The sequence below is a fragment of the Nocardioides sp. genome (assembly GCF_036267815.1).
Classification (GTDB): Bacteria; Actinomycetota; Actinomycetes; order Propionibacteriales; family Nocardioidaceae; genus Nocardioides.
In genome coordinates this window covers 1-16,487 of sequence record NZ_DATAVI010000007.1, presented here as the reverse complement: position 1 = coordinate 16,487, position 16,487 = coordinate 1, and the positions used below count along the sequence as shown (strand labels likewise).

Below are 16,487 nucleotides of genomic sequence, written 5' to 3'. Positions count from 1 at the left end.
GCGGAAGGACCGATTTCGCTACGCTTCGGTCATGTCGGGTCCGGTGCGTGGCAACGCGGTCTTCACCGTCGTGGTGACGTTCGCGGTGCTGCTGTGCGCCGTGCCGATGACCTTCGTCGTGGCCGCCTCGAACGCGCCGAGCGCCACGGTCCTGGCCGCTCTGCTGGCCGCCGTCCCGGTGGGCCCGATCATCGCCTGCCTGCTCTGGCTCGACCGCTACGAGCCGGAGCCGCGCCGGCTGCTGGCGGGCGGCCTGCTGTGGGGCGTCTTCGTGGCCACGGCGGTCGCCCTGCTCCTCGAGGGCGTCGGCGGCTTCGTCGGGGGCATCTCCGACAACCGGATGCTGGAGATCGGCGCACCGGTGGCCGAGGAGGCGAGCAAGGGCCTGTTCCTCCTGCTCCTTCTGTGGTGGCGCCGCGCGGAGCTGGACGGCGTCCTGGACGGCATCGTCTACGCCGGGATGGTCGGCGTCGGCTTCGCCTTCACCGAGAACATCTTGTACCTCGCCAGCTCCTACAACGGCTCGGACACCGTCGGTCCCGGCGGCATCAAGACCCTGACCGGCACCTTCGTCCTGCGCTGCCTGGTCAGCCCGTTCGCCCACCCGCTGTTCACCGCCTGCACGGGGGTCGGCGTGGGCATCGCGGTCGGGTCGCGGCGCCGCTCGACACGCATCCTCGCGCCGGTGGCGGGGTACGTCTGCGCGGTGCTGGCCCACGCCGTCTGGAACACCTCGACCGTCTACGGCCCGGGCAACTTCGTGACCGTCTACCTGATCCTGATGGCCCCGCTCTTCCTGGCCTGCGTCGCGTTGGCGGTGTGGGTGCGCCGCTGGGAGGGCCGGATGCTCGCCGGCTCCCTGGCCGACGCCGCGCGCCGGGGGATGCTCCCCGAGACCGACATCGCCTGGGTCGTCGACCTGGGGGCACGACGCCGGAGCCGCGCCTACGCCCGCGACACCGGCGGCGAGACGGGGGAGCGCGCCATGCGCGCCTACCAGCAGTCCGTGATCGAGCTGGGCTTCCTGCACAGCCGCTTCCTGCGCGGCGTACCCCCGCCGGACTTCGCCGAGCGGGGCCACGACTACGTTGCCCGCATCAGCGCGCTTCGTCCCACGATCGCGTTCCCCGGACAGGTGGTACCCATTCGATGACGCACTCGTCGGGGATGACCTCCACCGGTTCCTACATGCTCGCGGCGCTGGTGCGGCTGCGCGCCGCCCTCCAGGGCGCCTCCTTGCCGCTCGACGTGCCCTCCGTGGCCGACCACCGGGCCGCGCGCGAGGAGATGGCCGACCAGCTCGAGGACTACGTCATCCCGCGCATCGTGACCCTCGAGGCGCCCCTGCTCGCCGTCGTCGGCGGTTCGACCGGTGCCGGCAAGTCGACGCTGGTCAACTCCCTGGTGGGCTCGGTCGTCACCGAGTCCGGCGTCCTGCGACCGACGACGCGCTCGCCGGTGCTCGTGCACAACCCGGCGGACACCGAGTGGTTCGGTGCCGACCGGCTCCTGCCGGACCTCGAGCGGGTCCACCACCCGACCCACGACCCCCACTCGCTCCAGCTCGTGCCGCTCGACGTCGTTCCGCAGGGTCTGGCGATCCTCGACGCCCCCGACGTCGACTCGGTGGAGGAGAGCAACCGCCGCCTGGCCGCCCAGCTCCTCGCCGCCGCCGACCTGTGGCTGTTCGTCACCTCCGCGGCGAGGTACGCCGACCAGGTGCCGTGGGACTTCCTGCGTGAGGCGGCCGAGCGATCGGCGGCCGTGGCCGTTGTCTTGGACCGCACGCCCGTCGACGCGCTCGAGACCGTCTCCTCCCACCTCGCCCGGATGCTCGCGGCCCGGGGCCTGAAGGACTCTCCGCTGTTCACGATCCACGAGGTCGAGCTGTCCGACAGCGGCCTGGTCGCGCCGCGCCACGTCGCCGAGATCCGGGCCTGGCTGGCCGAGCTGGGTGGCGATCCCGACGCCCGGGCCGAGATGGTCAAGCAGACGATCGAGGGCGCGGTGCGCTCGCTGACCCGACGAGCCCACTTCGTCGCCGACGGATGCGTGCAGCAGTCGGAGTCGGCCCAGCGTCTCCGCGAGGCCGCCGACGCCGCCTACGACGACGAGATCCGAGCGGTGCTCGCGGCGACCTCGGACGGCACCCTGCTGCGTGGAGAGGTGCTGGTGCGGTGGCAGGAGCTCGTCGGCACCGGCGAGCTGCTCTCGACCCTGGAGGCCAAGGTCGGCTGGATCCGCGACCGCATGGTCAATGCCATCAAGGGCAAGCCGCAGCAGGCCGAGCGGGTGAACGCCGCCGTGGCGGCCAGCCTCGAGTCGCTGGTCCTCGAGCACGGCGAGGCGGCCGCCGAGAGTGCCGCCGAGTCGTGGCGTGGCCTTGCTGCGGGGCGGGACCTGCTGGCCGACGTGGGTGAGGGGCTGGTCCGCGCGTCGAACGGCCTCCGGCGTCAGGCCGGCCGCGCGGTCGGTCAGTGGCAGGAGGAGGTCCTGGAGCTGGTGCGTGCGGAGGGTGCCGACAAGCGCACCACGGCCCGCTTCCTGGCCTACGGCGTGAGCGGTCTGGGCGTGGCCGTGATGGTCGTCGTCCTCGCGGGCCCGGAGCAGTCCGGCGACGCCGAGGGCGGCATCTCGGCCCAGAGCGCCCAGCTGGGCCGCACGCTCCTGGAGGCGGTGCTGGGCGGCGAGGCAGTGGGCTCGCTGCTGGACGAGGCTCGCCGGCGGCTCGAGTCCACGGTGCGGGCCCTGCTCGACGAGGAGCGGCACCGCTACCTCGACCTGCTCGCGAGCCTGCGCATCGACCCCGATGCGGCCGACATCCTGCGCAACGCCGCGCGGGGGGTCGACGACCTGCGCTATGCCACCGTCGAGCGGTCCGGCACCCATTCACACTAGTCTCAGAAGTGAACATCCGTGCACTTCACGAGGAGAAGACTTGTCTGACGGCTCGGGTCTGGGTGACCGGATCGAGGCTCTCGGGCGAGCCAGCGACGCCGCCCGAGGGCGACTCGACGACCGTGTGGTCGACGACGCCCGGGCGACGGCCGACCGGGTCGCCCAGCGTCTCGGCCTGACCGCCGAGCACACCGTCGTGGCGATCGGCGGTGCCACCGGCTCGGGCAAGTCCTCGACCTTCAACGCTCTGGCCGGGGTCGAGCTGGCCTCGGTCGGGGTGCGCCGGCCCACGACGTCGTGGGCCACTGCCTGCGTGTGGGGCAGGGTGGGCGCGGCGCAGCTGCTCGACTACCTCGACATCCCGCCCCGCCACCAGGTGATGCGCGAGTCCCTGCTCGACCTGGGCAAGGAGGACGAGGCGCTCCAGGGCGTCGTCCTGCTCGACCTGCCCGACCACGACTCGACCGAGGTCTCCCATCATCTCGAGGTCGACCGGCTCATCGAGCTCACCGACCTGATGGTGTGGGTCCTCGACCCGCAGAAGTACGCCGACGCCGCCATCCACACCCGGTACCTCGCCCCCCTGGCCACCCACCAGGAGGTCATGCTCGTCGTGCTCAACCACATCGACGAGGTGCCGCCGGACCGGCGTCAGTCGATGGTGGACGACGTACGCCGCCTCGTCGACGCCGACGGCCTGACCCGGGTGCCGGTCCTGGCGACGAGCGCCCGCACCGGCGAGGGGGTCGACGCTCTCCGCGCCGAGATCGCCGAGAGGGTGCGGGCCAAGCAGGTCACCCGGGCACGGCTCGAGGCCGACCTCCGCGCCGCCGCGAGCCGGCTCCGGCAGGCGTCCGGCGCCAGCGGGCACCCCGAGCTCTCACCGGAGCGGATCGCCACGCTCGAGGACTCCTTCGCGGCCGCCGCCGGCATCCCGGCCGTGGTGCAGGCGGTCGAGTCCGCGGCGCGAGACCGCGGCCGGAGGGCGACCGGCTGGCCCGTCGCCGCCTGGGTCTCGAGGCTGCGACCAGACCGCGCGAAGCGGCTCCACCTCGACCTCGGCAAGGACGGCGCGGCGCTGGCCGGCCGCCACCGGACGTCGGTGCCGATGACCGCCCACGTCCAGCGCGCGCGCGTCGATGCCGAGGTACGCGCGGTGGCCGACGAGGTGTCCGAGCCGCTGGCCCGGCCGTGGGGCGAGGCCGTCGGCCGGGCTTCGGTGTCCAGGCTCCCCGAGCTGGGCGACCGCCTCGACGTCGCGCTGAGCCGGACCCACCTCGACGTCGAGCGGGTCCCGCTCTGGGCCAGGCTCGTGCGCGTGCTCCAGTGGGTGCTCCTGCTCGCCGCGGTGGGCGGCCTGGCCTGGTCGGCCGTGCTCGTCGCCGACCCGAGGTTCGGGGTCGACCGCCCTGATGCACCCCACGCCGGCGGCATCCCGGTGCCGGCGGTGCTCCTGGTCGGGGGAGTGGTCCTCGGCATCCTGCTCGCCCTGCTGTGCCGGGCCCTGGTGACCCGGACCGCTCGCGGCCGGGCCCGCTCGGCCGACCGGCGCCTGCGGTCCGCCATCGCCGACGTGGCCGAGGAGCTGGTCGTCCAGCCGGTGCGCGCGGAGCTGGCGGCCTACGACTCGGTCCGCGAGGGGCTGGCGCGCGCCCTGGGCACCTGACCTGAGCGCGTGCCCCGTAGGGTCTCGGTCCATGGCTGAGTTCGTCTACACCCTGCGCAACGTGCGCAAGGCCCACGGGGACAAGGTGGTCCTCGACAACGTCACGCTGTCGTTCCTCCAGGGCGCCAAGATCGGCGTCGTCGGGCCCAACGGCACCGGCAAGTCGACCCTGCTCAAGATCATGGCGGGGCTGGAGCACCCCAACAACGGCGAGGCGACGCTCGACCCCGACGCGACGGTCGGGATGCTCCAGCAGGAGCCGCCGCTGACCGAGGGCAAGACGGTGTTGGAGAACGTCGAGGAGGCGGTCCACGACATCAAGTCCGCGCTGAAGCGCCTCGAGGACGCCTACATGGAGATGGGCGAGCCGGGCGCCGACCAGGACGCCTTGATGAAGGAGACCGGCGACCTTCAGACCGAGCTCGACCACGCGAACGCCTGGGACATCGACAGCCGGCTCGAGCAGGCCATGGACGCGCTGCGCTGCCCGCCGTCCGAGGCGCTGGTCGACACCCTCTCCGGCGGCGAGCGTCGCCGGGTGGCGCTATGCAAGCTCCTGCTCCAGCAGCCCGACCTCCTGCTGCTCGACGAGCCGACCAACCACCTCGACGCCGAGTCGGTGCAGTGGCTGGAGGGCCACCTCGCCAGCTATCCGGGCGCCGTGCTGGCCGTCACCCACGACCGGTACTTCCTCGACAACGTCGCCCAGTGGATCCTCGAGCTCGACCGCGGCAGGACCCACCCCTACGAGGGCAACTACTCGACGTACCTGGAGACCAAGAAGGAACGTCTCAAGATCGAGGGACAGAAGGACGCCAAGCGGGCCAAGATGCTCGAGCGCGAGCTGGAGTGGGTGCGGTCCAACCCCAAGGCTCGCCAGGCCAAGAGCAAGTCTCGTCTGGCCCGCTACGACGAGCTGGCCGCGGAGGCCGACCGGATGCGGCGCATCGACCCCAACGAGATCAACATCCCGGCCGGCCCGCGTCTGGGCGACATCGTGCTGGAGGCCCACGGGCTGACCAAGGGCTTCGAGGGTCGAGACCTGATGCACGAGCTGTCGTTCACGCTGCCGCGCGCCGGCATCGTCGGGGTGATCGGGCCGAACGGCGTCGGCAAGACCACGCTGTTCCGGATGGTCGTGGGGGAGGAGAAGCCCGACGCGGGCGAGCTCGAGGTCGGCAAGACCGTCAAGATCTCCTACGTCGACCAGAGCCGCGGCGGCCTCGACCCGACCAAGAACGTCTGGGAGGTCGTCTCCGACGGCCTCGACCACATCAAGGTCGCCAACTTCGAGATGCCCTCGCGGGCCTACGTCGCGTCGTTCGGCTTCAAGGGTCCCGACCAGCAGAAGCGCGCCGGCGTCCTGTCCGGCGGCGAGCGCAACCGGCTCAACCTCGCGCTGACGCTGAAGATGGGGGGCAACCTCCTGCTCCTCGACGAGCCGACCAACGACCTCGACGTGGAGACGCTCCAGTCGCTGGAGGACGCGTTGCTGGAGTTCCCCGGCTGCGCCGTGGTGACCTCCCACGACCGGTGGTTCCTCGACCGCATCGCCACCCACATCCTGGCCTGGGAGGGTGACGACGAGGACGACGCGCGGTGGTTCTGGTTCGAGGGCAACTTCGCGGCGTACGAGGAGAACAAGGTGGAGCGGCTGGGGATCGAGGCGGCGCGACCGCATCGGGTCACCCACCGCCGGCTCCGGCGCGACTGAGCTCGGATCACCGGGGCGGCGACTCGGGCCTCAGGTGCGGATGTCCGCCTCGGGGTGGCAGTCGATCAGCGCGTCGGTGACGGCGTTCATCACCCGGCCGAGGGCTGCGACGTCGTCGCGGTCGGCGAGGTCGACCAGATACTCGCGGACCCCCTGGACGTGCACCGGCGCGGCCTCGACGAGCACGTCGTGACCGTGGTCGGTCAGGGTGCACACGATGCCGCGTCCGTCCTCGGGTGAGGAGGCGCGGTCGACGAGCCGGGCCTTCTCCATCCGGGCCACCGTGTGGGTGACCCGGCTGCGGCTGTGGGCCAGGGCATCGGCGAGCTGGGCCATCCGCATCGACCGCCGGGGTCGCTCGGAGAGGCGGACCAGGATCTCGTACTCGGTCAGCGACAGGTCGAACTCACGCTGGAGGTCGGCGTCCAACCGGTCCAGCAGCAACGTCACGCCCACCGCGAAGGCGCGCCACGACGCCTGCTCGTCGGCATCCAGCCAACGGGGCCCCGGTGCCTCGGACATACGCGCAGGGTAGCCTCACGCGAGCCGCTCGAGGATGAGCGCCATGCCCTGGCCACCCCCGACGCACATCGTGACCAGGCCCAGGGACTTGTCGTGCCAGTCCAGGGAGTTCAGCATCGTCGCCTGGAGGCGGGCACCGGTCATCCCGAAGGGGTGGCCGACCGCGATCGCACCGCCGTTGACGTTGAGGCGGTCCAGGTCGATCCCGAGATCCTGGTACGACGGCACCACCTGCGCGGCGAACGCCTCGTTGATCTCGACCAGGTCGATGTCCGCGATCGTCATCCGGGCATGCGCGAGGGCGCGGCGAGTGGCCTCGACCGGGCCGAGCCCCATGATCTCGGGCGACAGGGCACTGACCCCGGTCGCCACGACCCGGGCCAGCGGGGTGATGCCGAGCTCCGCGGCCCTGGTGTCGGACATGACCACGACGGCGGCCGCTCCGTCGTTGAGCGGACAGCAGTTGCCGGCGGTGACGACACCGTCGGGTCGGAAGACCGGCTTGAGCGCGGAGACCGCCTCCATCGTGACGCCCGCGCGCGGGCCGTCGTCCGCCGAGACCACGGTGCCGTCCGGGATGGTCACCGGCGTGATCTCGCGCTGCCAGAACCCGTCGGCCAGCGCCTTCTCGGCGAGGTTCTGCGACCGCACCCCGAACTCGTCGAGCTCGCGGCGGGTCAGGCCCCGCAGGGTGGCGACGTTCTCGGCGGTCTGGCCCATCGCGATGTAGGCGTCGGGGAGCGTTGCCTCGTCGCGCGGGTCGTGCCACGCCTCGCCCTCCGAGCCGTGCTCGGCGCGATGCGCGGTGCGGGCCATCGCCTCGTCGAACTCGGCGTTGCGGGCGCTCGGCTGGTCGGAGGTGCCGTGGTCGTAGCGCGAGACGGCCTCGACGCCGGCGGAGACGAACACGTCGCCCTCGCCGGCCCTGATGGCGTGGAAGGCCATCCGGGTCGTCTGCACCGACGACGCGCAGTACCTGGTGATCGTGGCGCCCGGCACGTCGTCCATGCCGTTCATCACGTTGACGATCCGGGCCATGTTGAAGCCGCTCTCACCGCCGGGCCGCCCGCAGCCCAGGTAGACGTCGTCGACCTCGTGCCGGTCGAGCGCCGGGACCTGGTCGAGGGCGGTGCGGATCATCTGGGCCACCAGGTCGTCGGGCCGGACGTCCTTGAGAGACCCCTTGACGGCCCGGCCGATCGGGGAGCGGGCAGCGGAGACGAGGACGGCTTCGGGCACACCGACACCTTAGGCTCATGCCCGTGCCTCACGTGTACGAGTGCCAGATGCGCAGGGCCGATCTCCACGGCGACACCGCCAGCAACGTCGCCTTCGTCGACTACCTCCAAGAGGCTCGGCTGGACCTGCTGCGGCACCACGACTCCTCGCCGACCCCCAACCCGGGCGAGGGCCTGGTGGTCGTGAACACGGTGGTGGACTACCTCGCGCCGCTGCGGATCGAGCAGGCGCCCCTCTACGTCGCGGTCTGGGCGACCGAGGTGCGCGCCGCGTCGTTCAGCCTGGGCTACGAGCTCTACACCGGCCCGCCCGGTGACCGCCTCGTGCACGGCCGCGCCACGACCCTGCTCACGCCGTACGTCTTCACCGCCGGACGGCCGCGCCGGATGACCGCCCAGGAGCGCCAGATGCTGTCCGGCACCCTGGGGAGCTCGCCGGTCTCCGACCGACCCGCACCGCGCGGCGACCAGCCGTGGGAAGTGGGCGGCGGCGCCGTGCTGGAGCGCCCGGTCCACGTGCGCTTCTCCGACGTCGACCTGCTGGGTCACGTCAACAACCTGCGCTACCTCGACTACGCCCAGATCGCCCAGGTCGACCTCCTCACCAGCGTCCTCAGGGAGGCGCGGGTCTCCGGCAGCGTGCAGACCGTCATCGTGCGCAGCGAGACCGACTACGTCGGTCAGATGAGTCTCCGCGCCGAGCCGTACGCCGTGCGCAGCCGCATCGTCGGCGTGGGCCAGCACTCGGTGTCCTTCGAGCAGGAGATCCGCGACGGGGAGCGGGTGATGGCGCGCAGCCGGCTGGTCGAGGTCAACCTCGACGAGGACGACCACCCGCTGGCCTGGCATCCCCGGCACCGGGAGCTGTTCGAGCAGCGGCTCACGTCTCCTCGAGCGAGTTGACCATGAACTGTGCCGCGTGGGTCACGTAGTCCCAGAACTGCTCGTCCTGCTGCGGCGACAGCGCGACCTCGTCCAGCGCCGCGCGGAAGTGCAGGAGCCAGTGCTCCTTGGCCTTCGGCGTGACGGCGTACGGCGCGTGGCGCATCCGCAGACGGGGGTGGCCGCGGCGTTCGGAGTAGGTGGTCGGCCCGCCCCAGTACTGCATCAGGAACAGCCGGAACCGCTCCTCGGCCGGCCCCAGGTCGTCCTCGGGATAGATGGCCCGCAGGTAGGGGTCGTCGGCCACGCCGCGGTAGAAGGCGGCGACGATCCGGGTGATGGTCTGCTCCCCGCCGATCTCGTCGTAGAAGGTCGCGGTCACGCGCTCAGCCCCCGGCGTCCGCGGTCTGGGCGCCGGCGTCGGCCGGCGCGTCGGGATCGCCCGGCGTCTTGTTCATGACGTACGACGTGGGGAAGGGCGCCTCGATCCCCTCGTGGTCGAAGCGACCCTTGATCCGCTCGCGCGCCACCCGGGCCACACGCCACTGCTCCATCGGGGCGGTCTTGAGGGTCACCCGCAGCGTGATCGCGTCCGGGGTGATCGCCTGGATGCCCCAGATCTCGGGCTCCTCGATGATCACGCCGTCGAAGTCGTCGTCCTGCCACAGGTCGTGGAGGACGTCGGTGAGCACCCGGCGCACCTTCGGGATGTCCTCGCGCGAGCTCACCTCGATGTCGAGCACGGAGCGAGCCCAGTTCTGGCTCATGTTGCCCACCCGGTAGAGCTCGCCGTTGCGGATGTACCAGACCGTGCCGTTGGTGTCGCGGATCCGGGTCACGCGCAGGCTGACGGCCTCCACGGTGCCGCTCAGACCGTCGCCCATGTCGACGACGTCGCCCACGCCGTACTGGTCCTCGAAGATCAGGAAGACCCCCGACAAGAAGTCCTTCACCAGGGTCTGGGAGCCGAAGCCGAGCGCCACGCCCAAGATGCCGGCGCTGGCCAGGATGGGCCCGATGTTGAGCCCCACCACGGCCAGCATCATGGTCAGCACCACAGCGGCGATGACGCCGGAGGTGACGCTCTTGAGCAGCGAGCCCAGGGTCTTGGCGCGCTGCACCCGCCGGGTCGACCCGGGCGCAGGGTCCTCGGACCGGCGGAAGGCGGCCACGGAGAGGCGGTCCGGCAGCACCCCCTCCTCGGCCTTGCGGACCAGCTTGTCGATCAGGCGGCGGAGCACGAGCTGGATCACCAGGCCGACCACGAGGGCCGCGAGCAGCAGGCCGGACTTCTGTGCGAGCACCGTTCCCAGGCTCGTCCACTGGTGGTGGGTGAGGACGGCGAGTAGCGCGGGCATGCGGACCAGTATCCTCAGCAGCGTGACCCTGACGTCCCTTGCCCCCGCCGACATTCCTGTGGGGTGGAGCAACCCTCAGCCGGTGCACGCGCTGCACTTCCTGTTGCTGTTCGTGGGCATCCCGGTGCTGATCACGCTCGGGATCCTGGCGGCGGTCTACCTGCCCGGGGTGGTGCGCGGCGAGTCCGTGGCGCCGGCCGGGGCGCGCACCGACGACCAGTGGTTCGGCGGCCGACGCGACCCGGCCCAGCTGGAGGCGTCCCAGAGCGGGTCGGCCCAGCTGGAGTCTGCGGAGAAGACGCACGAGGGCACCGACGGCGAGGCCGGCGGCGCCGGCGGCACCTGGTGACGGCGGCCTGACGACGATGGCGCGCGAGTTCACCGCCGGGCAGCGGGCGTCCCTGGACCAGGCGATCCGGGCCGCCGAGCAGGTCTCACGGTGTGAGTTCTCGGTCTTCGTCGGCGCCACCGACGGCGACCCTCGCGCCTTCGCCCGGCGGCTTCACGCCGCGCTCTCGACGCCCGCGCGCAGCGTGCTCGTGATGGTCGACCCGACCGCGCGCTCGGTCGAGGTGGTGACCGGCTCGCAGGTGCGCCGCGTGCTCAGCGACCAGGAGGTCGCCCTGGCCGTCTTGGAGATGCGGTCGGAGTTCGCCGGCGGCGACCTCGTGCGCGGGCTGCGCCGCGGCGTCGGCATGCTCGCGATGAGCGCGCGAGCGCCCCGCACCCTGCATGCGGCCCCAGCCGCGCCCTAGTCGCTGAGCGGCCGAGTGGCCGCGTGAGCGGGCGCTAGGCCTGCTCGGCGTCGCGCGCCTGGGCGGCCAGCGCGCGGACGACGTCGGAGCGTCCCTCGCGCACCAGCCGCTTCGCCGCCGGCGTGGCGGGTGACTCGTCCAGCCAGCGGTCGATGCGCGCGACGAGCTCCGGGCTCGCCAGCGGGAACGGGAAGGCGTCCTCGAGCAGGTTGGAGGCCATGTGGGTGCCCATCTCCTCCCACACCGTGTCGGCCGCCTGGAGGTACTTCTCGAGGTACGGCGCGAGCAGCTCCTCCTGACCGAAGCGCATGAAGCACTCGGCGATCGAGCGGTGGGTCTCGTTGGGCACCTCGGGGTCGGCCACCAGCTCGTGCCACGCGGCCGCCTTCGCGTCGGGGTCGGGGAGCGAGGAGCGCGCGGCCGCGGCGTTCTCCTGACCGGAGATCGTGCGGTCGCCGGCGAGCTCCTCCTCGATCCGCGCGTCGTCGACGGCGCCGGTCTTGGCCAGCCCGACCAGCAGGTTCCAGCGCAGGTCGGTGTCGATGTCGAGGCCGGGCACGCTGAGGCTGCCGTCCAGCAGGCCGGTGACCTCGTCGATGCCGCGGTCGCTGACGAGGGAGGCGGCGTAGCGGCGGATGAAGATGAGCTGGGCGTTGCTGCCGGGCTCGGCCGCGTGCAGGAGGTCGCGCAGGCCGGCCTCCCACCTCTCTCGCAGAGCGGGACGGGTCCCGGGGTCGGAGTAGAGGTTGACCGCGATCATGGCGTACGAGGGGATCGTGCGGCTGCCGAAGGCGTCGGTCTCGCTGCCGACGTTCGCCAGGACCAGACGGACGTAGTCGGAGGCCGCCATCTCGGCGTCGCGGGTCATGTCCCAGGCCGCCCCCCAGCACAGCGCTCGCGCCAGCGAGTCGTCGAGCAGGCGCAGACCGCGGACGACGGTGGCCAGCGAGCGCTCGTCGAGCCGGATCTTGGCGTAGGTCAGGTCGCCGTCGTTGAGCAACAGGAGGTCGGGCTGAGGCTGGCCGACGAGCTCGTCGACGGCGGTCAGCTCGCCCTCGATGTCGAGCTCGACGTGCGTGCGCCGTACCAGCCGACCGTCGACCTCGTCGTAGAGCCCGACCCCGATGCGGTGTCGGCGCAGTGTCGGGTTGTCGGCCGCCGCCGTCTGCCGGACGGCAAGGCTGGCGTAGCTGCCGTCCGCTGCCAGACTGAACTCCGGCGTCAGCGTGTTCACGCCACTGGTCTGGAGCCACTCCTTGGCCCAGGCGTCCAGCTCACGGCCCGAAGCCTTCTCGAGGGCGGTGAGCAGGTCGACGAACTCGGAGTTGCCGAAGGCGTGGTCGCGGAAGTACTGCCGCAGACCGACCAGGAACTCCTCGATCCCCACCCACGCCACCAGCTGCTTGAGCACCGAGGCGCCCTTGGCGTAGGTGATGCCGTCGAAGTTCACCTCGACCGCACGCAGGTCGTGGTTGTCGGCGGCGATGGGGTGCGTCGAGGGAAGCTGGTCCTGACGCAGCGCCCAGTTCTTCCGGGCGTTGGTGAACCCGGTCCACGACTCGGTGAAGGCGGTGTTCTCGACGGCGGCGTAGTAGCACGCCCACTCGGCGAAGGACTCGTTGAGCCAGAGGTCGTCCCACCACTTCATCGTCACCAGGTCGCCGAACCACATGTGCGCCATCTCGTGCAGGATCACCGAGCAGCGGAACTCGTAGAACGCCGCGTCCTGCCGGCTCCGCGGCAGGTACTCGTCGCGCAGGGTGACCGCACCGGCGTTCTCCATGGCGCCCGCGTTGTACTCCGGCACGTAGAGCTGGTCGTACTTGCCGAACGGGTAGGGGTAGTCGAAGGCGTCCTCGAAGAGCTCGAAGCCCTGCTTGGTCAGCAGCACCAGCTCCTCGACGTCGAGGTGCTCGGCCAGTGCCTGCCGGCAGTAGTGACCCAGCGGGATCGTGCCGTGCCGACCCTCGTAGACGTCGTGGTGCTCGTGGTACTCGCCGGCGATCAGCGCGGTCACGTAGGTCGACATCCGCATCGACTCGGGGAAGGCCCAGCGGGCGCGGCCGTCGCCGAGCGACTCCGGGTCGGGCGTGGGTGAGTTGGAGACGACCTTCCAGCCCTCCGGCGCCACGACGTCCCAGGTGTAGACCGACTTCAGGTCCGGCTGCTCGAACGTCGTGTAGACCCGGCGCGCGTCCGGCACCTCGAACTGCGTGTAGAGGTAGACCCGCCCGTCGACCGGGTCGACGAAGCGGTGCAGGCCCTCGCCGGAGTGGGAGTACGCGCAGTCGGCTCGCACGACCAGCTCGTTCTCGGCCTGGAGGCCGGTCAGCGCGATCCTGCTGTCCTGGTACGCCGACGCCTCGTCGATCCGCTCGCCGTTCAGCGTGATCTCGTGGATGACCGCGCCGACGAGGTCGGCGAAGGTCTCCGCTCCGGGCTCACGGCAGGTGAAGCGAACCGTGGTGGTGGAGCCGAAGGTCTTGTCGCCCGTCGTGAGGTCCAGGTCGATGGAGTACGACGTGACGTCGAGGAGGGCGGCACGGGTGGCGGCCTCTTCCCGGGTGAGGTTGGTGCCAGGCATGTCCTGGATCCTGCCACCGGCTCCGACGCGCGGCACAATCGAAACCTGCCGGTTGTAAGACAATCGTGACCCGGGACGCTGCCCGGGAATGGTTGTCGGGGTCCACCGGTTTGCCAGGCATGACGATCACCTCGGAGACTTCCGCGACCACCCGCACCGCCGACTTCTGGTTCGACCCTCTGTGCCCGTTCGCCTGGATCACCTCGCGCTGGGTCCTCGAGGTCGAGAAGGTGCGCGACATCGAGGTCAACTGGCGGATCATGAGCCTGTACTACCTGAACAAGGACCGCGACATCTCCGACGACTACCGCTCGCTGGTCGAGCTGGGACTGCCGATCGGCCGGGTCCTGGCGGCGGCGGAGCAGAAGGTCGGGCCGGAGGCCCTGCTGCCGCTCTACACCGCTCTCGGAGAGCGCATCCACATCCAGAAGCAGGACAAGGGCCGCGACCTGATCGTCGGCGCGCTCGCTGACGCCGGACTGCCCGCCGAGCTGGTCGACGCCACCGACGACGCGTCGTACGACGCGCACGTGCAGGCGTCCCACCAGGGCGCCATGGACCGGGTCGGCGACGACGTCGGCACGCCGACCATCGCGTTCGGCGGGTCGGCGTTCTTCGGCCCCGTGCTCACCAGGATCCCGCGGGGCGAGGACGCCGGGCGGCTCTGGGACGGCACGATCGCGGTGGCGGCGTTCCCCTACTTCTTCGAGATCAAGCGCACCCGCACGGGCGAGCTCGACTTCAGCTGACCAGCAGCCGGAAACCCCCTGGCGAGGGCTCACTAGGCTTCCCTGCATGACGCATGTCCTGTCCGCCGTCGCCTGGCCGTATGCCAACGGCCCGCGCCACATCGGCCACGTGGCCGGTTTCGGCGTGCCGTCCGACGTCTTCAGCAGGTACATGCGGATGGCCGGACACGACGTGTTGATGGTGTCGGGGACCGACGAGCACGGCACGCCGATCCTGGTCGCCGCCGACGCCGCGGGCGTGCCGGCCCGCGAGCTCGCGGACAAGAACAACACCGTCATCGTGCAGGACCTGGTCGACCTGGGCCTGTCCTACGACCTGTTCACGCGCACGACGACGGGCAACCACTACCGGGTGGTCCAAGAGCTCTTCACGACCGTGCACCGCAACGGCTACATGGTCGAGCGCACCGCGAAGGGAGCCGTGAGCCCGTCGACCGGACGCACGCTCCCGGACCGGTACATCGAGGGCACCTGCCCCATCTGCGGCTACCCCGACGCCCGCGGCGACCAGTGCGACAACTGCGGCAACCAGCTGGATCCCACCGACCTGATCAACCCGCGCAGCAAGATCAACGGCGAGACGCCGGAGTTCGTCGAGACGCAGCACTTCTTCCTGGACCTCCCGGCGCTGGCCGAGGCGCTCGCGACGTATCTCAAGGGCCGCGAGACCGGCGGGACCTGGCGCCCCAACGTCATCAAGTTCTCGCTCAACCTCATCGAGGACCTCAGGCCGAGGGCGATGACGCGAGACATCGACTGGGGCATCCCGATCCCGCTGGACGGCTGGAGGGACAACGCGGGCAAGCGGCTGTACGTGTGGTTCGACGCGGTGATCGGCTATCTGTCCGCCTCGATCGAGTGGGCTCGACGGCTGGGCGACCCGGAGCGTTGGCGGGACTGGTGGAACGACCCCGAAGCGCTGTCCTACTACTTCATGGGCAAGGACAACATCGTCTTCCACTCGGTCATCTGGCCAGCCGAGCTCCTGGCCTACGACGGGCTCGGTGCGCTGGGCGGCGAGCCCGGGCCGTTCGGGGAGCTGCAACTGCCCACCGAGGTGGTCTCGAGCGAGTACATGACGATGGAGAGCAAGCAGTTCTCCACCAGCCGGGGCCACGTGATCCTGGTCGGCGACATGCTGGCCCGCTACCAGCCGGACGCCTTGAGGTACTACATCTGCGCTGCCGGCCCCGAGACCTCGGACGCCGACTTCACCTGGGCCGACTTCGTGCTGCGCACCAACTCGGAGCTCGTCGCGGGCTGGGGCAACCTGGTGAACCGCACCGCCACCATGATCGCGAGAGACTTCGGTGAGATCCCGGTCGCCGGCGCACTCGAGCCCGTCGACGAGGCGGTTCTCGAGGCGGTTCGGCAAGGGTTCGACACGGTGGGCGCCCTGGTGGGCCGACAACGGCTGCGCGCCGGCATCGCCGAGGCCATGCGCCTGGTCGGCGAGGTGAACAGGTACCTCACCGCGACGGAGCCCTACAAGATGAAGGACGAGTCGCTGCGCGCCCGACTCGGCACCGTCCTGCACGTCGCGGCTCAGTGCGTCCTGGACTGCAACACCATCCTGGCGCCGTTCCTGCCCTTCTCGGCCAACGCCGTGTGGCGCGTCTTCGGCGGCGAGCCGGAGTTCATGCCCATGCCGCGCATCGAGCACGTCGAGGACCTCGATCCCGACGACGGCGCCGGCCTGCACGTCTACCCCGTGATCACGGGCGACTACTCCCGGACCCCTGCCTGGGTCCGCAGACCGGTCTCGGTCGGGGCGAAGGTGGCGAAGCCGACCCCTATCTTCACCAAGCTCGACCCGGGCGTCGTGGGTGAGGAGCTCGCTCGGCTCGAGGGTTGAGCTGTGGCCTGGAGAGGCGATGCGTGGCGCTGACCCGCCGGCCCCCGTGACTCCGTCGGGTCAGCGCGACGCCTCGTCCGGCCGCGCGGCGGGCAGGCCCGGTGGTCGGCGTCTTCGGTCCAGGCTCCATTCGCCGTCGGGTCGTCGGTGGAGGTCGAGGTTGGTGTCGTGGGCTCGTTGGTGGTGGTGGCCGCAGAGGGGGAGGGCGTTGTCGAGGTTGGTCTTGCCGCCGCGGGACCACCAGTGGGGGTGGTGGATCTCGGTCC

General features: G+C 71.1%; 14 protein-coding genes and 1 pseudogene. 9 read left to right on the top strand and 6 right to left on the bottom strand.

The features are described from left to right. Positions 1-31 precede the first annotated feature (31 nt). The 4 genes from VHW64_RS00960 to ettA are packed head-to-tail and all read left to right on the top strand — an operon-like array spanning position 32 to position 6,278. Positions 32-1,153 carry a PrsW family intramembrane metalloprotease gene (locus tag VHW64_RS00960; protein ID WP_329648625.1) on the top strand — a complete coding sequence of 374 codons (1,122 nt, stop codon included), beginning with the start codon at positions 32-34 and terminating at the stop codon, positions 1,151-1,153. A 14-nt stretch (positions 1,154-1,167) separates the two neighbouring features. Next, positions 1,168-2,898, top strand: a complete 1,731-nt coding sequence (locus VHW64_RS00955; RefSeq protein WP_329648624.1) for a dynamin family protein — start codon at positions 1,168-1,170, stop codon at positions 2,896-2,898. Between the two features lie 40 nt (positions 2,899-2,938). Continuing rightward, positions 2,939-4,564, top strand: coding sequence for an ABC transporter (locus VHW64_RS00950; RefSeq protein ID WP_329648623.1), 1,626 nt, complete (start codon positions 2,939-2,941; stop codon positions 4,562-4,564). Positions 4,565-4,595: 31 nt separating this feature from the next. Further along, entirely contained in the window at positions 4,596-6,278 is a 1,683-nt protein-coding gene (ettA, locus tag VHW64_RS00945) for an energy-dependent translational throttle protein EttA (protein ID WP_329648622.1), read from the top strand. A 30-nt stretch (positions 6,279-6,308) separates the two neighbouring features. Here the strand turns inward: ettA and VHW64_RS00940 are convergent, their stop codons facing one another. Both VHW64_RS00940 and VHW64_RS00935 read right to left on the bottom strand, forming a co-directional pair. Continuing rightward, a complete protein-coding gene (locus VHW64_RS00940; RefSeq protein ID WP_329648621.1) occupies positions 6,309-6,800 on the bottom strand; it encodes a MarR family winged helix-turn-helix transcriptional regulator in 492 nt (163 codons plus the stop codon). 15 nt (positions 6,801-6,815) lie between these two features. Then, the gene (locus VHW64_RS00935) at positions 6,816-8,039 is read right to left on the bottom strand and encodes an acetyl-CoA C-acetyltransferase (protein WP_329648620.1); all 1,224 of its coding nucleotides are present in this window, start codon (positions 8,037-8,039) and stop codon (positions 6,816-6,818) included. Between the two features lie 23 nt (positions 8,040-8,062). Between VHW64_RS00935 and VHW64_RS00930 the strand changes: the two genes are divergently transcribed. Continuing rightward, entirely contained in the window at positions 8,063-8,941 is an 879-nt protein-coding gene (locus VHW64_RS00930) for a thioesterase family protein (RefSeq protein ID WP_329648619.1), read from the top strand. On the opposite strand, the gene VHW64_RS00925 is transcribed toward VHW64_RS00930, so the two are convergent. Together VHW64_RS00925 and VHW64_RS00920 are read right to left on the bottom strand one after the other, a co-directional pair. Continuing rightward, the gene (locus tag VHW64_RS00925) at positions 8,919-9,302 is read right to left on the bottom strand and encodes a globin (RefSeq protein ID WP_329648618.1); all 384 of its coding nucleotides are present in this window, start codon (positions 9,300-9,302) and stop codon (positions 8,919-8,921) included. The genes VHW64_RS00930 and VHW64_RS00925 overlap by 23 nt on opposite strands. Positions 9,303-9,306: 4 nt before the next feature. After that, positions 9,307-10,278, bottom strand: coding sequence for a mechanosensitive ion channel family protein (locus VHW64_RS00920; protein ID WP_329648617.1), 972 nt, complete (start codon positions 10,276-10,278; stop codon positions 9,307-9,309). A 22-nt stretch (positions 10,279-10,300) separates the two neighbouring features. Between VHW64_RS00920 and VHW64_RS00915 the strand changes: the two genes are divergently transcribed. Together VHW64_RS00915 and VHW64_RS00910 are read left to right on the top strand one after the other, a co-directional pair. Further along, positions 10,301-10,627: a hypothetical protein gene (locus VHW64_RS00915; protein ID WP_329648616.1), complete on the top strand. Its 327-nt coding sequence runs from the start codon at positions 10,301-10,303 to the stop codon at positions 10,625-10,627. Between the two features lie 16 nt (positions 10,628-10,643). After that, on the top strand, positions 10,644-11,033 hold the full coding sequence (locus VHW64_RS00910) for a DUF5130 family protein (protein ID WP_329648615.1): 390 nt from the start codon (positions 10,644-10,646) through the stop codon (positions 11,031-11,033). A gap of 34 nt (positions 11,034-11,067) precedes the next feature. Here the strand turns inward: VHW64_RS00910 and pepN are convergent, their stop codons facing one another. Beyond that, positions 11,068-13,617, bottom strand: a complete 2,550-nt coding sequence (gene pepN, locus VHW64_RS00905) for an aminopeptidase N (protein WP_329648614.1) — start codon at positions 13,615-13,617, stop codon at positions 11,068-11,070. Between the two features lie 119 nt (positions 13,618-13,736). Here pepN and VHW64_RS00900 point away from each other — a divergent pair, with 119 nt between their 5' ends. Both VHW64_RS00900 and metG read left to right on the top strand, forming a co-directional pair. Then, positions 13,737-14,366: a disulfide bond formation protein DsbA gene (locus tag VHW64_RS00900; protein WP_329648613.1), complete on the top strand. Its 630-nt coding sequence runs from the start codon at positions 13,737-13,739 to the stop codon at positions 14,364-14,366. Between the two features lie 46 nt (positions 14,367-14,412). Continuing rightward, on the top strand, positions 14,413-16,221 hold the full coding sequence (metG, locus tag VHW64_RS00895; protein ID WP_329648612.1) for a methionine--tRNA ligase: 1,809 nt from the start codon (positions 14,413-14,415) through the stop codon (positions 16,219-16,221). Between the two features lie 60 nt (positions 16,222-16,281). Here the strand turns inward: metG and VHW64_RS00890 are convergent. Further along, a pseudogene (locus VHW64_RS00890) lies at positions 16,282-16,487 on the bottom strand (HNH endonuclease signature motif containing protein); the annotation flags it as partial.

Bases quoted from the DNA above. Each gene is read 5' to 3' on its own strand.
- VHW64_RS00960 (WP_329648625.1), top strand. From the start codon at position 32: ATGTCGGGTCCGGTGCGTGGCAACGCGGTCTTCACCGTCGTGGTGACG.
- VHW64_RS00955 (WP_329648624.1), top strand. From the start codon at position 1,168: ATGACCTCCACCGGTTCCTACATGCTCGCGGCGCTGGTGCGGCTGCGC.
- ettA (WP_329648622.1), top strand. From the start codon at position 4,596: ATGGCTGAGTTCGTCTACACCCTGCGCAACGTGCGCAAGGCCCACGGG.
- VHW64_RS00940 (WP_329648621.1), bottom strand. From the start codon at position 6,800: ATGTCCGAGGCACCGGGGCCCCGTTGGCTGGATGCCGACGAGCAGGCG.
- VHW64_RS00920 (WP_329648617.1), bottom strand. From the start codon at position 10,278: ATGCCCGCGCTACTCGCCGTCCTCACCCACCACCAGTGGACGAGCCTG.
- VHW64_RS00910 (WP_329648615.1), top strand. From the start codon at position 10,644: ATGGCGCGCGAGTTCACCGCCGGGCAGCGGGCGTCCCTGGACCAGGCG.
- pepN (WP_329648614.1), bottom strand. From the start codon at position 13,617: ATGCCTGGCACCAACCTCACCCGGGAAGAGGCCGCCACCCGTGCCGCC.
- VHW64_RS00900 (WP_329648613.1), top strand. From the start codon at position 13,737: ATGACGATCACCTCGGAGACTTCCGCGACCACCCGCACCGCCGACTTC.
- metG (WP_329648612.1), top strand. From the start codon at position 14,413: ATGACGCATGTCCTGTCCGCCGTCGCCTGGCCGTATGCCAACGGCCCG.